Here is a 13,015-nt window from a genome sequence, read left to right as displayed (position 1 = left end):
ACTCCCACCGGCTCCATATATACTTCTTGAAACTTCTTAAAACTTCTTAAAACGTTGATATTTCAACGTTTTTTATTTTTATAGTTTCTATTCGTTCCCATACCTTTTTGAAATGAACAGACCCAAAAACAGACCCTTTTTTTAAAAAAGAGTCTGTCCTGATATCTTATGGGTTTAAAAATCTATATAATTAGCAAATTTCTCACCAATGTCATCTTTGGCTTGCTTGGTGATATGTGTGTAGACATTCATGGTTGTCTTGAGATCACTGTGTCCTAGTCGATGCTGGACCTGCTTGAGTGTCATGCCTGCCTCAAAACAAAGGCTTGCGTGTGTATGACGAAAACCATGTATTTTGATAGGCCTGACATCAGTTTCTTTTACAATCTGCAAGAGCCATTTACGTGGCAATGTGCTAGGAATTGGCTTACCTAGTTCATTTTCAAAGATATAAGTAGATCCTGAATTCCATTCTTTCCATTCTTTCAATAGCTCAATTGTTTTTGGATCGAGGCTAATTAGACGGATGCTATTTTTTGTCTTGGTCGGTCCTACGTATTCGCCCTCAAATCCCCTCGTAATGGCTTTGTTTATATCCAGAGTGTTATCAGTCCAGTCTTTCCATTCAAGAGCTAAAACCTCCCCTTTTCGAGCCCCTGTAAAGGCCAGAAGACGAAATAGGACTTTTTTCCGTAGATCATCGGTCCGATTTACCAATTCAAGGAAAGATTTTAGTTCTTCCTTATCATAAAAATCATCCCTTTCCTCAGTCTGTTTCTTAGTCATAGATATAACGCTATCCATCGGATTGATCGTAAGATATCCGTGGCGGATCGCATATTTACAGATATTGTTTACAAGACCTTTGAGTTTGCGCCCATGTACTAATTGCTTGGACCAGACATTGACCTGCTCCTGAAGTTGGAGGGAGGTGAGAGAAGCGATCTTCTGACTTCCTAATACCGGGAGGATGTGATTCCTGATATTGCTAGAGGTTTTGATGTAGGTGCTATCCTGCACCGTATCAGCGTACTCCTTGAGCCATTTCTTGGCTACTTCCTCAACAGTGATCTCTTTCTTGGCTTGCTCCCCGTTTTCTAGGTCGTCCTGTAATTGGAGGAGTGCTGCTCGAGCTTTGGCTTTTGTCGGGAAACCTTGGCGCTTAACGTATTTGTCTTTGCCATTTTCCTTACCTACGTAAATCCGGAATCCGTAAGCTGTTTCTCCATTTTTCTTTTTATAAGACTTGATTTCCATTGATATATACCCCATTTCTTGGTAAAATGAGTACATAAAAAGAGACCTTCTATCAGTCAATTTTTATCTACTTTAACGAAATCCTCACACTCAAACTTTGGTCGGGGCGAGTGTGGGGATTTTTGGTTGATAAAATTTTGAAATAAAAAAGGTCTTGTTCTTTGAACAAGACCTTTTCCAAACAGGGAGACGTACTTCACATACGCTTAATTAATCAATCTCTTAACTGTTTGATTTGACAGTGTTTTCTCAACCTGTATACATATTCTACAACACTGCAAGGTCTTATGTCAACTAATTAGTTGACGTTTTTTAAAAAATTAAGGTAGCCATAGATGTATATGTTTAGGTATAGTTCGTAATGAAACGTTGTTTTGAACATATGAATTCCAAATTCTATTCGCTAGAATGTCGGCTGCTTGAATTAGGTAATCATTCTCTGACACACATGACCTAGTTAGAACATTAAAATCTCCTGTAAGTATGGGTGGGTAAAAAGTTCCATAATTAAAATTGTGGATACCTTCGTGTAGCTCCTCAAAAATGCCATCTCCGAGTCCGTATAATCCGTTCGTGGCAAATCCTTGTTGATCAATATTGACGTGGAGTTCGATTTCCTGTTCAGGATCAACCAAACCTTGATCTATAAGAGATTGGAAAAGTTTCTTAACAATACGTCGTAGTGCGTAATCTTTAAAGCGTTGTCTCGATTTTTTATCTGCTAAAATATAACTTTTTAAGTTCGAAATTTTGATTGCCACCGAAAAGCTGAGTTCAAATTTTAAAATTTTGAACAATGAATATCTATCATTAAAATCTGTAAGATTTGAGGCTTTCAATTCAAAATCAAACTCTTTTACTTCTTTAATTTTCGAGACAAGTTTTTTATAACGTCCTTTGGCTTTATTTTTAGCATCATCTCCTATGAAACAATGGCCAGCATATATAAAATAATTTGAGTTATTTTCTAATCTACCTGAATCATCAATAAACAAATGTATCTTCTGTTTCAACCGTTATTCCTCCTTTCTCACTTTTTTTACTTTCTTCAATATGAGTTCTTGGATAGTTATATTAGAAAAAAAGATCATCATTTTTCTAATGTATACAACTTTAACTAATTAGTGAATTATACTCATCTTTGACCATTGTTTCATCAGCAATGGTCTTTAATTTGTACTTTTCCATAAATTTTATGTAATTGAAATCTCTGACATCTTCCATTAATTGCAACTCTTCTTCTAGCAAGTGATGAATCATGCTTCTATCCGCTTGCAATTCGCACAACTCTCTATTTAGTTCATATTGAGCAGGAGTATGCTCTTTGTGACCCAATTCGTGCAAAGCAACTTGCTTTTGATCTTCAACTGATAAATTAATATCTAACGCTAAAATGTTCAAAGTAGGATTAAAGAAACCAGGACTATGCCAATCACTTCCGTCAAAGTAGCATAGGTTTACACCCTCTTGGGCGCAAAGCTCTCTTACAGTCATAAGTGCACCTCTATTTATTTTTTAAATGTGCCTCCAAAACTGCTGTAATAAAATCAATATCTTCTTCTGTAAGTGGTTTACCATCGAATAACATTGATTGTGCAGCAATATCTCGGAGGTCTAATGGTGCAGAAGCATCACCATCTTTTGCGATATTCGGATTATTTGTGCGTCCCAATAGGTAGTCGGTAGACACATTAAAATAGTCAGCAATTTCTTGCAATCTTTCAGCATTTGGCTTTTTGTTTTTCATGCTATAGATTGTATTTCTACTATATCCAAGTGTTTCTTCAAGTGAATTAATAGAAATTCCACGCATTTGGCAAAGTTCTTTTATTTTTTCGAATAAAGAAAACATTTATTTATCAACCTTTCTAAGGCATGACAAAAAATATTTAAACTTTTGTTTGAAAAGTGTTGACAAACAACAAACTATAGTTTAAAATATTATTCGTAAGCTAAGGAGTTAGCGAATAACACTACTAAAAAAATAAAACCTTAAAAACTGATTGCCGTCCGTTTTGTTAGGTAAAATTTACATTTTTAGTAGGTCTTTTCTCTATGCCTAAATTCTAATCTATAGATTGTTTTTTGTCAAGAAATTAGCTAACTTTTTAAATAAATTTTTAAAAGGAGGACCAAAGATGAGTCAACAACATCAAAAATGGATTCAATTGGTAAAAGACAAATTGAATTCAGAAGGAATGACACAAACGCATCTTGCTCGTGCTTGCGGAGTGAAGAAGCCTACCATTTCAGAATTGCTGAAATACGGTAAAGGAAGTGACAGACTTAAAAATCGAGTCTGCGACGTCTTAGGTATCGATGAGACTTGGGTTGATTTAGGAGAGTAGGAGATAAGAATGAACGAACTAGAAAGAACAGCCCTCAATGAAATACTGAGGACTGTGACATATATAGCTGAAAAGTTGGATGAATTAGATTCTAAGATTTCTTTGAGCGATTCACAAGCTCTTGAGCATCAAGAAAATTGAGTTTCATTTCCATGTAGTGAATAACTCCGTGAAGGTAGTTCTTTAGATCTTTAAAATCTTTATCAGGATTATTTCTATAGTAATGGCCTTCATCATTACCGATATAAGCAGATGCAAGCGCAAATGTTTTAAGGTCTTCATCCTTGATATATTTTTCAATAACTTGTTTCAATGACATTTTAATGATTTTATCTTCGTCATCAGGGTTTGTAACAATAGAGAAATCTTTAACAAAGAACTCAAGTGCCTTACGATATCCAATACCTGCAATGTGGTCTAGTTGTTCGTGTTCAGCTTTCAGAGCTTGGACATAGATTTGCTTACCAATTGGAGAAACTATTTCTACATCGTCAGATATAGGTATATCGCTTGGAAGATTAGGAATTACTTTGATAGGTACGATTCTGTATTTTTCAGCGTAGTTGTTGGATGAATATTTTGTAGCTATAAACTCCTCTGTCCAGAAGTGCATACAACCTAAGCATCTAAATGTTAATACTAAGCTTGTTTTATCTTCTCCGAGATAAAAATAAGAAGAGTTCACAAGATCTGGATTAGTTGGTTTTTTACAATTTGGACAAATATCTTCTACGGTTACAGGTCTAGAAACAGAAGAATTAATTTTCGCTTGAAATATCATAAAATTTCTCCGATCGATTTATTATCTTTATTATATCAAATTTAGAAAGGAAAAAGCGTGTGAACGAAATTACTTTATCAAATAATCTATCTCAGATAGAACTTGAAATCAGTCACCACAAGCAAATAGCTGGCCAGTCCATTTGGGAAATCGGTAGACGCTTGAATCATGTAAAAGAGCACAACCTGGTACATGGGGAATTTGGAGAATGGCTTGACAAAATAGGCATCCATTATCGAGAAGCAAACAGAATGATGACGGTTGCTAAACAACTTCCAAATTTGACAACGTTGTCAGATTTAGGGTCATCAGCACTTTACCTCATCGCAACTCTTCCAGAAGAAGAGAAAGAAGAGCAGATCCAACGCATTGAAGATGGCGACACTCCGACAGTGCGAGAACTGCAGGAAGTTAAAAAGAAGCTCAAACTCAGCAAGAAAGTCAATGAACAGTTACGAGCAGAGAACGAGAAAATCAAGTCTTCCAAGGTCGAAGTCAAGGAAACAATCAAGGAAGTTGTTCCAGATGACTACAAGGCCACTCAGGATCTCAACAAGCAATTGTTAGAAAAGAATAAGGAACTTGCAAAAGCAATCAAAGATGCTGAAGAGCGATCTAATTTCATTGAAAAACAATTGAATGATACACTGGCACAGCGTGAAGAGGTCGATAAGAAATCTGCACAGTATGATGAATTGACACGAGCGATTGAAGAATCGCAAGGGCAACTCAACAGCGTACAGAAGCAAATCTCAGCTTACAAGAATATCACAAGCCTATTGCAAAAGGGAAATGACTTTTTAGCAAGCATGGGTGGTCTGATCTACGCAGATGAGGAGAAAGTCCTCAAAGCAGACGGAATCATCCGAAATGAATTTGATAGCTTTATCAGTCGTGGACTTCGTTTCTTCAACGATCTGAACGATATCCGCAAAGAAAGCAACATTTTAGAAGGAGAATTTGAATAATGAATGAAGTTACTATTCAACCTACCGAGTTAGTGGTAGAAGACGCAATGATCCATGCGCTCCAGGAATTGAAAAAGCTGAAAGAAGGCCAGTCCATCTTATCAGCCGATGTTGATTATCTGAAGAATGAGCAACCGGTCAACCCTTCGGTCTGTCTAGCATTGGAAAAAATGCGTAAGAAAAAAGTCGTGGCATTGTTAGGTGGTAAAGACAGCCAGGCATACCGTGACCGACATTTCGCACAATCTGTATTTTCACAGGCTGCTAAAGACTTCAAGGACTACTTCCGTATTCCACGCTACGACTTATTGAAGCGCAAGGACGAGGAAAAAGCTTTCGACTATTGGGATAGTTGGGAGCCATCAGCAAATACTAAGCTAGAAATCAAAGCCCGAAACGGACAGATGAGTTTAGTCGGGTAGGTAGAAACAAATGAGCGAACCTTTAAAAAAGACATTGCAAATCGAAAATCTAGAAATTAAGATCAGCAGTGATTCTAGCATACCTCACGTTATTTTAAATGGAGTTGATTTTCAAGCTGAAGATATCGGTTTACAAGGAATAAACATTGTTTGGGAGACAAGCAAGGACGAAGTACCTGAAACTCTGATCCAAATCGACTATATTAATGGTCGGGAGCATCCTAAAGAGATATCAATTAAGCAATCATTTCCTAATACTCTACTTAAATAAATTGTATAAGGAGAAATAAATGAAAATAAAATTAAAAAAAGAACTTGTTAAAAAACAAGTCCTTAGTTCAAAAGATGGGAAAACTTCTGTAAAACTTAGTGATTCGATTATTCACTTTCAAAAGTAATTACAACTTTACCATCAACAGTATTGGAAATTGGTTTTCTATTAGACCAAACTTCGTGGTCTTCACTTTTAACTAATAGAACTAAACCATTTTCATGTACCGACAATAAATCAATAAATTTCTCGTTATCTACTGTTGTAGCAAATTTCAAAACAGTTTTAGATGATGGATCAACACTATCTGCATCTGAGGTTGAAAAACGATATGACAAGAAACTTACTTCATTAGGCAACATTTCATTAATGTAATTCATAGATTTCCTCCTTTCATAAAAATTGACAGACGATTTTCATAAGGAGTAAGAGGTCTTATTTAATCGTTTTTTGTCAGTAGTAACTTAACACAATAATATAGAAAGGTCATCGGTCTTGAGATGGATTTTGAAGATGAAATTATAAAGTTATCTGACTGGCTAATTGAACAATCAGAAACTTATAGTGAAGCTTTAATCAAATTAGAAAAGCTTACTAAAAATATAGCTCATGAAATAATTTTAAGAGCTATAGAACAAAAGAAAAATTAAAGTTAGAAAGGAGACGGGAATGTCACAATATCCTATTCTAAATCAAATAACTCAAACACATAACGAGAACTATATAAATCAGCTCTTTGAAGAACTCGTATCTCTAAATATCAAAGCAATGGAAGAAGCCAAACGCAGACAAAGCAGACAAATTACATGGGTACCGATCAAACAGCTACAGGAAGCAACCGGCTGGGGTAGAACCAAGCTAGAAGAATGGCGTGATCAAGGGAAATTTCAATTTCAACAGTCTGGGAAAGGTGGAAAGTATCTCTATAATTTGGAAGATGTTCAGCGATTCTGTCGAAGCTTGCAAAAATAAAAAAAAGCGCCTTGAGAAAGGCACTTTTGAAAGAACTATAAACTAATTATAACACAATTTGAAGGAGAAAAAATGGATCCTATTAAAAGATTATTAAAATTGATGGAATGGCAAGATGCCAATCGTCCGCTGAAAGTAGAGGAAAAAGCCAGATTGATGAAATTGCCAGACAATGAATTTGAAAACAAACTTCATCAGATGGCTCTGGATTTTAAGAACGATGGGGTGATTAGAGTATGAGTTTAAAACAATTAAAATTTACTGTTCTATCACTTGCAACACTATTATTATTATTTGCAGGCGCAACAATGAAAATCATGTACGATCAAGAACAACACATCAAAGAACTAGAAAATTCAGTCCAAATGAACTTTGAAAGTACAGGTCATTGGGCTGAAAGCATCGAAAAAATCAAAGAGAGCAATAAGGCTCAAGATGTGATGATCAACAAATTCAACCGGGAACTTTTCCCGCAAAAAGAAACAAAAGAGGTAGAAGAAAATGACAACAATTGAAATTATTTTAGCAGTAGCTTTTGTAACATACATTTTATTTTCAGGATTCGCAATCTATGTGATGCGTGAAGTAATCGTTCGCCAAAAAGCCAAAATGAAGCATTACAAATCAGCAAAATATCAGCGTGAAATGTGGAATAAGAGAATGTCAGAGATTCATCAAAAGAGAACAGTGAAAGGAATGTCTGAACTATGAACGACAATGTAAGAAATCCAAAACATTACCAAGGACGGAATGGCTTAGAAGCAATTGATGTTCATCGCAACTTCATGAATGATGAACAGCTAACAGGTTATCATTTGGGCAATCTCCTAAAATATATTCTTCGTTATCGTCAAAAAAACGGGATTGAGGACTTGGAAAAAGCAAAGGTTCACATGGATTGGTTGATTGAGAAAGAGAAGGCAATTTTAAAAAATGAAAAGGATCTGAAAGGAGTGGAAAATGATTAATAATGTTGTACTTATCGGGCGCTTAACTCGTGATGTAGAACTACATCGAACACCTCAAGATCAAGCTGTTGGACAATTCACGCTTGCTGTAAATCGAAATTTTAAAAATCAAGATGGTGGATATGATGCAGATTTCATCAATTGTGTGATTTGGCGGAAATTAGCGGAAAACTTTGCAAGTTGGATCAAGAAAGGAAATCTGGTAGCCATCACTGGCCACATTCAAACCCGTAATTATGAGAATCAGCAAGGTCAACGTGTCTATGTGACTGAAGTTGTTATTGATAGTTTCAGAAGTTTAGAGAAGCGTGACAATTCAGCCAACCGGAACTCTATGGATGAGCAAATGCCTCCTTCATTTGAGAGTAATCAAATGAATATCCCTGATGATGGTTTACCATTCTAGAATGGAGGAATGAAATGTCAGATAATAAGAAATACTACTATCTGAGAGTGAAAGAAAATTTTTATGACAGTGATGAAATGATTATTTTGGAAAGCATGCCAGATGGTTTTCTATACTCTAACATTTTGATCAAACTCTATCTGAGGTCATTGAAAAATAATGGTAAGTTGATGTTCAATGATCGAATCCCATTCAATTCTGAAATGCTTTCAAAAATAACAAGGCATCCTGTGGCAGTAGTAGAAAAAGCTGTCAGCATTTTCAAGGAAATGAACCTAATTGATGTTTTGGACAATGGCGCCATTTTTATGCTAGACATTGAATCATTTATCGGAAAATCGAACACGGAAGCTGATAGAAAGCGTGACTATCGCAGAAGAATTGAGAAGGAAAAACAAAAAATATTGTTGGGACATTTGTCCGGACAAATGTCGGACGAACATCCACCAGAGTTAGAGATAGAGAAAGAGAAAGAAATAGAGATAGATATAGAGAAAGATTTAGAGAAAAATACGCTCAAAATCATCGTAGATGAATATCAGTCTCGTATTTCACCAATTGATGGAATCCAATTTGAAACTTTAAAAGAATTCATCACTTTGGATGGTATGGAACCAGATGTAGTTTTAAAAGCTATCAGTTTAGCCGCTGACAATGGTAAAAGAAATTTCAGCTATATTAGAGCTATTTTGCAAAATTGGAAAAATGATGGATTGTTATCAATTGCAGCAGTAAACGAACGAGAACGGAAGTTTCAGGAAAGCAAAACAAAAGGGCAAACAACAAAGCAACAATCAAACGTTCCAGATTGGTCAAAGCCAAATTATACCAATCAAACAAGTGATCAAGAGAAAAAAGCTTTGGAGGAAGCAAAAAATAAAATGCTACAGAAATTAGAAAAGGATGGGAAGTAATGTTTATTTTAAAACATGGATCAAAACAAGCAAAACCATTTATAAAATCTGTAGTAGTTGGGACCACTGGTTTGGATGTCTCTTTCTCTGAGGAAGCGAAAGCAATGAAATTCGCATCTCGTGGGGTAGCTATCCAGGTAGGAAATGCTTTAAGAAAGTCATTCGGTACATTCTATCCAGTAGAAATTGATAATTGAAAAAGGAGTTGTAATGTATCATGGCAGGCTACACCAAAAATCAGATAGAACATTTCAAGGAGCAACTTAAACTCTTAATGAAAAGCCATAACTTAACAGCTAGAAAATTATCCGAAGAAATAGGCTACTCAATGAATACAATAAGCAGTCTACTTACTGGCAAAATAAAAGTACACGAACGTCACGTACAACTGATTTGCCGATATTTCCAAATCGGACAGAACTCTCTCATGGGTGATGCGGATGAGTTAGCTGATTATAAGCTATATGAGAACGGACGTTATTTATGTACCGGATCATTGAAGAAGTTAAGCAAAATTACAGGGAAAGATAAATTGCTATTGAAATTCTATGCAGATTTAAACAAAAAAGGCAAAGAGACTGGCAATCTAAAACTTGTGAAAAAATAGAAAGAGGTAAAAATGGAGAATTTAATTTTAAACAAAGTAAAACAATGGTTTATTGATCGAGATCTAGAAAACGGGGGCCGGCTAGATAAACAGTCCTTAAAATTAAGTGAGGAATTTGGTGAGTCATGTGCAGGATTCTTGAAAAAGAATGAAGCACTAACAAAAGACAGCATTGGTGATTGTGCTGTAGTAGTTGTAGGTTTAGCATTGCTGATCAAAGAGGATGTACAGAGCATCTTTGAAGAGTCTAATAATATTAGGCGAAAAGACGCAATGGACTGCTTCAAATTGCTAAATGCCAATATTAGTGAATTTCAGCTATCTCAAGATTTAGCAAGTAAAAAAATGTGTCGCCACAACCTTGTGCGCATTGTAGCTTACTTGAAATCAATCAGCAATATTTTAGGTTATGAATTTCTAGAATGTTTCACTGGAGCCTATAACGAAATCAAAGATCGAAAAGGCAAATGGATTGATGGCTCATTCGTAAAAGAAGAGGATTTGCCGAATATATAAAAAGCAAGGAAGGAAAAGATAATGCCAAATTGGGCCAAAGGATCTCTTAAATTAAGAGGAAGAAGCGAAAATATTGCATCAGCATTAAAAGAAATGCTATTAAACGACACTGTGACGCTAGAAGATGAATATGATGGCACTCTGCTTAAATTCAATAACACAGCTCCCTATTTTTACATTAATAACACAAGACGAGCATTTATTGATCAAAAACAAATAGAAGTTTGGCTTGAAGAAAAATTTTGTATCGTTGAACTGGATAATTTCAAGCAAGCATGGAGTGCTATTCCAGAAAATTATAAAGAAATTTCAAGCAAGTTTGATGTTGACATTAAAATCTTTACGTTTGAGTGTGGCATGGAATTCACACAGGAAATTGAAATTTCCAAAGGTGAAATCATCAAAAACGTTTGCTATGAATATGATGATTATCAGTGGGAAGTCCCGTTTAGCAATTTAGGAGGATAAAATGACAGAAGAAATTAAAATACTTGACGCTTGTTGCGGTAGTCGGATGTTTTGGTTTGATAAAAATGAAAGTCACACAACTTTCATGGATATCAGAAAAGAAAACTTTGAAATACACGGTAAAAAAGTCAACGTACATCCTGATGTTATTGGCGATTTCCGTGATATGCCATTTGAAAATAATACTTTTAATTTGGTTGTTTTTGATCCACCTCATTTGAAATGGGCTGGGCCTAATTCGATAATGAAAGCACAGTATGGACAACTTGATAAAGACACTTGGTCTGAAGATTTGGCTAAAGGCTTTGAAGAGTGCATGCGTGTTTTAAAAACAGGTGGAACGTTAATTTTTAAGTGGTCTGATTGCCAGGTAAATGTAAAAGAAATACTAAAGGTCATTCCATTTAAACCTTTGTTTGGACAACAAAGAGGAACAACCCACTGGATGACGTTCGTAAAGTTTGAGGAGGTGGAATAAATGGGAGAACTTATGTATTGGGTGATGTTCTTAGCTTGTGTGTCAGTCCTGGTAATGGCGACATTTGTAATGCTTTATCAGCGTCAAATTAATATTGATTTAAGAAATAAATATAATGATTTAGTGCGAGAACTAAACAATAGTTTCGGTTGGGAAGAATGGAATTGGGCGAATAATTTCAGAGAGTATGCTCGAAAAGTTGATTCCCTAGAAAATTTTAGGATTGATATTGAACGGCTTGAAATTATCAAGAAAGCATTAGACGCCCAAAAGCTAGAAGAATTACAAAAACGTAAAGAGCTAGTTGAACGTGAAATCAAAAAGCTTGAAAGTTGAGGAGGTGGAAGAATGAATAAGCAAGAATTAATCGGGAAAATCAAGAGTGCAGAAACTTTATATTTATCTTCCTGTCCATTCATCGGAAAGAAATTGATCTTAGACTTAGTCAAGCAGCTAGAAGAACCAAAAGAAAGAGTTACGCTTCCTCGTCCGGTGGCGAACTGGATCTCTTGCGTGAGAGGACAAAACAAGACTTTACATTTTGCGCTAGAAAATGCACCCGAAGAGGTAAATTTGTGGTTTTGTGAAGATGAAAAGAATCGGCAAAACGTATTCGCTGACGCTTGGGTTAACGGATATCATATCGAGAAAGAAAAACAATATATCGTAGCGGTTAAGAATATCGATAAAAATTGCAAATATCTTAAATGGAACGTTTTACAGAAATATTGGTATATCGGCAATGACAATAACACGTTAGATCTTCGCTCACATCACACAATGGAAAAGCTGCAAAAAGGCGGGTTCGGTGATGTGTTCACAAATCCACTCTTTGAAGTTGAGGAGGTAGATTAATGGGATTTATTAGTTGGTTAACTTTATTATTAATAGCTTTGAAATTGTTAGGTGTAATCTCTTGGAGCTGGTTCTATGTCTTTCTGCCTGCAATAGCTGATCTAGTAATTTCTATTTTGATTTTAATGGTAGTTAAAATGATATGGAATAAGTAGGGTTTGTTGTGTGAGAGCGAGGAAAAAAATGGCTACTGAAAAAAGAACATCAGACATAACTGTGGCACTTTATGAATGGAATAAGTTAACAACAAGGAATATGGCTGAAGATGAAAAGGAATATTTTAATGGTGGCATTGAATTTATTTGGGAAGGCAAAACTCCAGAAATTGATGAAGAAGTCCTTGTCTATAATCCAAGCACACAAAAGATATACACTGATATATGGGTTGATTATGGGGAAGGAATTGGTTTTGAGGACACTGATGAAGACACAGTATTTTGGATGAGTTATCCGAAACCACCAAAGGAGATGGAAGAATGAATAAACAAGAGTTGATTGAACAGATAAAAGGTTTAAAGAATCTTTTCGGTAACAAGGCAGAATATATCGAGATAGACGCAGCAATTAAACTTATTGAACAACTAGACGAACCGCAGAAGACGGTAGTACCGCAGTTTGTGGCGGATTGGATTGAGACGTGCAAAGAAAATAATATAATTTCATTGTCTGGCGCTTTTGAATATGCAAAAGAAGAAGTTGATACATGGTTATCAGATTGGAAAAATCAAGAAATATTCGCCAGTGCTTGGATTTTTGGCTACGAGGTCGAGAAAGAGAAGCGGTA

At 35.6% G+C, this 13,015-nt stretch carries 28 protein-coding genes; 22 read left to right on the top strand and 6 right to left on the bottom strand.

Translation table 11 applies throughout. The features are described 5' to 3' along the window. Positions 1-174: 174 nt before the first annotated feature. From HMPREF2904_RS02585 to HMPREF2904_RS02570, 4 genes are all read right to left on the bottom strand, one after another. Positions 175-1,257: a tyrosine-type recombinase/integrase gene (locus tag HMPREF2904_RS02585; protein ID WP_070659785.1), complete on the bottom strand. Its 1,083-nt coding sequence runs from the start codon at positions 1,255-1,257 to the stop codon at positions 175-177. Positions 1,258-1,577: 320 nt separating this feature from the next. After that, entirely contained in the window at positions 1,578-2,270 is a 693-nt protein-coding gene (locus HMPREF2904_RS02580) for a DUF3800 domain-containing protein (protein ID WP_070586566.1), read from the bottom strand. Between the two features lie 100 nt (positions 2,271-2,370). Beyond that, positions 2,371-2,751: an ImmA/IrrE family metallo-endopeptidase gene (locus HMPREF2904_RS02575; protein WP_070659783.1), complete on the bottom strand. Its 381-nt coding sequence runs from the start codon at positions 2,749-2,751 to the stop codon at positions 2,371-2,373. 10 nt (positions 2,752-2,761) lie between these two features. Continuing rightward, entirely contained in the window at positions 2,762-3,109 is a 348-nt protein-coding gene (locus tag HMPREF2904_RS02570) for a helix-turn-helix domain-containing protein (RefSeq protein ID WP_070659781.1), read from the bottom strand. A gap of 286 nt (positions 3,110-3,395) precedes the next feature. Between HMPREF2904_RS02570 and HMPREF2904_RS02565 the strand changes: the two genes are divergently transcribed. Then, a complete protein-coding gene (locus HMPREF2904_RS02565) occupies positions 3,396-3,605 on the top strand; it encodes a helix-turn-helix domain-containing protein (protein ID WP_070659779.1) in 210 nt (69 codons plus the stop codon). A 91-nt stretch (positions 3,606-3,696) separates the two neighbouring features. Here the strand turns inward: HMPREF2904_RS02565 and HMPREF2904_RS02560 are convergent, their stop codons facing one another. Further along, a complete protein-coding gene (locus HMPREF2904_RS02560; RefSeq protein ID WP_070659777.1) occupies positions 3,697-4,386 on the bottom strand; it encodes a DUF4145 domain-containing protein in 690 nt (229 codons plus the stop codon). A gap of 59 nt (positions 4,387-4,445) precedes the next feature. On the opposite strand from HMPREF2904_RS02560, the gene HMPREF2904_RS02555 reads away from it, so the two are divergent. The 3 genes from HMPREF2904_RS02555 to HMPREF2904_RS02545 are packed head-to-tail and all read left to right on the top strand — an operon-like array spanning position 4,446 to position 6,047. Next, positions 4,446-5,354 carry a DUF3102 domain-containing protein gene (locus HMPREF2904_RS02555; protein WP_070659775.1) on the top strand — a complete coding sequence of 303 codons (909 nt, stop codon included), beginning with the start codon at positions 4,446-4,448 and terminating at the stop codon, positions 5,352-5,354. Continuing rightward, complete coding sequence (locus HMPREF2904_RS02550; protein ID WP_070659773.1) at positions 5,354-5,776, top strand: ORF6C domain-containing protein; 423 nt, start codon at positions 5,354-5,356, stop codon at positions 5,774-5,776. The genes HMPREF2904_RS02555 and HMPREF2904_RS02550 overlap by 1 nt, the downstream gene beginning before the upstream one ends. A 10-nt stretch (positions 5,777-5,786) precedes the next feature. Further along, the gene (locus HMPREF2904_RS02545; protein WP_009732592.1) at positions 5,787-6,047 is read left to right on the top strand and encodes a hypothetical protein; all 261 of its coding nucleotides are present in this window, start codon (positions 5,787-5,789) and stop codon (positions 6,045-6,047) included. Between the two features lie 107 nt (positions 6,048-6,154). On the opposite strand, the gene HMPREF2904_RS02540 is transcribed toward HMPREF2904_RS02545, so the two are convergent. Next, complete coding sequence (locus tag HMPREF2904_RS02540) at positions 6,155-6,427, bottom strand: hypothetical protein (RefSeq protein WP_009732594.1); 273 nt, start codon at positions 6,425-6,427, stop codon at positions 6,155-6,157. A gap of 120 nt (positions 6,428-6,547) precedes the next feature. Between HMPREF2904_RS02540 and HMPREF2904_RS11715 the strand changes: the two genes are divergently transcribed. The 18 genes from HMPREF2904_RS11715 to HMPREF2904_RS02465 all read left to right on the top strand — a co-directional run. After that, complete coding sequence (locus HMPREF2904_RS11715; RefSeq protein WP_156801325.1) at positions 6,548-6,697, top strand: hypothetical protein; 150 nt, start codon at positions 6,548-6,550, stop codon at positions 6,695-6,697. Positions 6,698-6,716: 19 nt separating this feature from the next. Beyond that, positions 6,717-7,019, top strand: a complete 303-nt coding sequence (locus HMPREF2904_RS02535; RefSeq protein ID WP_009732595.1) for a hypothetical protein — start codon at positions 6,717-6,719, stop codon at positions 7,017-7,019. A 72-nt stretch (positions 7,020-7,091) separates the two neighbouring features. After that, positions 7,092-7,259 carry a hypothetical protein gene (locus HMPREF2904_RS11710; protein ID WP_009732596.1) on the top strand — a complete coding sequence of 56 codons (168 nt, stop codon included), beginning with the start codon at positions 7,092-7,094 and terminating at the stop codon, positions 7,257-7,259. Beyond that, positions 7,256-7,534 carry a hypothetical protein gene (locus tag HMPREF2904_RS02530; RefSeq protein ID WP_009732597.1) on the top strand — a complete coding sequence of 93 codons (279 nt, stop codon included), beginning with the start codon at positions 7,256-7,258 and terminating at the stop codon, positions 7,532-7,534. The genes HMPREF2904_RS11710 and HMPREF2904_RS02530 overlap by 4 nt, the downstream gene beginning before the upstream one ends. Next, positions 7,521-7,730 carry a hypothetical protein gene (locus HMPREF2904_RS02525; protein ID WP_009732598.1) on the top strand — a complete coding sequence of 70 codons (210 nt, stop codon included), beginning with the start codon at positions 7,521-7,523 and terminating at the stop codon, positions 7,728-7,730. The genes HMPREF2904_RS02530 and HMPREF2904_RS02525 overlap by 14 nt, the downstream gene beginning before the upstream one ends. Beyond that, positions 7,727-7,987 (top strand): DUF3310 domain-containing protein, encoded by a 261-nt coding sequence (locus HMPREF2904_RS02520; RefSeq protein WP_070659771.1) that lies wholly within the window; start codon positions 7,727-7,729, stop codon positions 7,985-7,987. The genes HMPREF2904_RS02525 and HMPREF2904_RS02520 overlap by 4 nt, the downstream gene beginning before the upstream one ends. Continuing rightward, positions 7,980-8,393 (top strand): single-stranded DNA-binding protein, encoded by a 414-nt coding sequence (ssb, locus tag HMPREF2904_RS02515; protein WP_070659769.1) that lies wholly within the window; start codon positions 7,980-7,982, stop codon positions 8,391-8,393. Before HMPREF2904_RS02520 ends, ssb begins: the two co-directional genes overlap by 8 nt. Positions 8,394-8,407: 14 nt before the next feature. Further along, the gene (locus HMPREF2904_RS02510) at positions 8,408-9,307 is read left to right on the top strand and encodes a phage replisome organizer N-terminal domain-containing protein (protein WP_070659767.1); all 900 of its coding nucleotides are present in this window, start codon (positions 8,408-8,410) and stop codon (positions 9,305-9,307) included. Beyond that, positions 9,307-9,504, top strand: coding sequence for a hypothetical protein (locus tag HMPREF2904_RS02505; protein WP_070659765.1), 198 nt, complete (start codon positions 9,307-9,309; stop codon positions 9,502-9,504). The genes HMPREF2904_RS02510 and HMPREF2904_RS02505 overlap by 1 nt, the downstream gene beginning before the upstream one ends. Before the next feature lie 20 nt (positions 9,505-9,524). Then, complete coding sequence (locus HMPREF2904_RS02500) at positions 9,525-9,914, top strand: helix-turn-helix domain-containing protein (RefSeq protein WP_070659763.1); 390 nt, start codon at positions 9,525-9,527, stop codon at positions 9,912-9,914. Between the two features lie 12 nt (positions 9,915-9,926). After that, positions 9,927-10,430, top strand: a complete 504-nt coding sequence (locus tag HMPREF2904_RS02495) for a MazG-like family protein (protein WP_070659755.1) — start codon at positions 9,927-9,929, stop codon at positions 10,428-10,430. Between the two features lie 21 nt (positions 10,431-10,451). Next, the gene (locus HMPREF2904_RS02490) at positions 10,452-10,898 is read left to right on the top strand and encodes a hypothetical protein (protein ID WP_070659753.1); all 447 of its coding nucleotides are present in this window, start codon (positions 10,452-10,454) and stop codon (positions 10,896-10,898) included. A 1-nt stretch (position 10,899) separates the two neighbouring features. Then, positions 10,900-11,376, top strand: a complete 477-nt coding sequence (locus tag HMPREF2904_RS02485; RefSeq protein ID WP_070659751.1) for a class I SAM-dependent methyltransferase — start codon at positions 10,900-10,902, stop codon at positions 11,374-11,376. Continuing rightward, positions 11,377-11,712 carry a hypothetical protein gene (locus tag HMPREF2904_RS02480; RefSeq protein WP_070659745.1) on the top strand — a complete coding sequence of 112 codons (336 nt, stop codon included), beginning with the start codon at positions 11,377-11,379 and terminating at the stop codon, positions 11,710-11,712. Positions 11,713-11,724: 12 nt separating this feature from the next. Beyond that, a complete protein-coding gene (locus tag HMPREF2904_RS02475) occupies positions 11,725-12,231 on the top strand; it encodes a DUF1642 domain-containing protein (RefSeq protein ID WP_070659743.1) in 507 nt (168 codons plus the stop codon). Next, a complete protein-coding gene (locus HMPREF2904_RS11705; RefSeq protein WP_176744602.1) occupies positions 12,231-12,386 on the top strand; it encodes a hypothetical protein in 156 nt (51 codons plus the stop codon). The genes HMPREF2904_RS02475 and HMPREF2904_RS11705 overlap by 1 nt, the downstream gene beginning before the upstream one ends. 28 nt (positions 12,387-12,414) lie before the next feature. Then, positions 12,415-12,711, top strand: a complete 297-nt coding sequence (locus tag HMPREF2904_RS02470) for a hypothetical protein (protein WP_070659741.1) — start codon at positions 12,415-12,417, stop codon at positions 12,709-12,711. After that, positions 12,708-13,015, top strand: a 308-nt coding sequence (locus HMPREF2904_RS02465) for a DUF1642 domain-containing protein (protein ID WP_141751185.1), incomplete at its 3' end; no start/stop codon positions are given. The genes HMPREF2904_RS02470 and HMPREF2904_RS02465, both read left to right, overlap by 4 nt.

The sequence above is a fragment of the Streptococcus sp. HMSC072G04 genome, assembly GCF_001813295.1.
Taxonomy (GTDB): Bacteria; Bacillota; Bacilli; order Lactobacillales; family Streptococcaceae; genus Streptococcus.
This window is presented reverse-complemented; position numbering and strand designations above follow the sequence as displayed.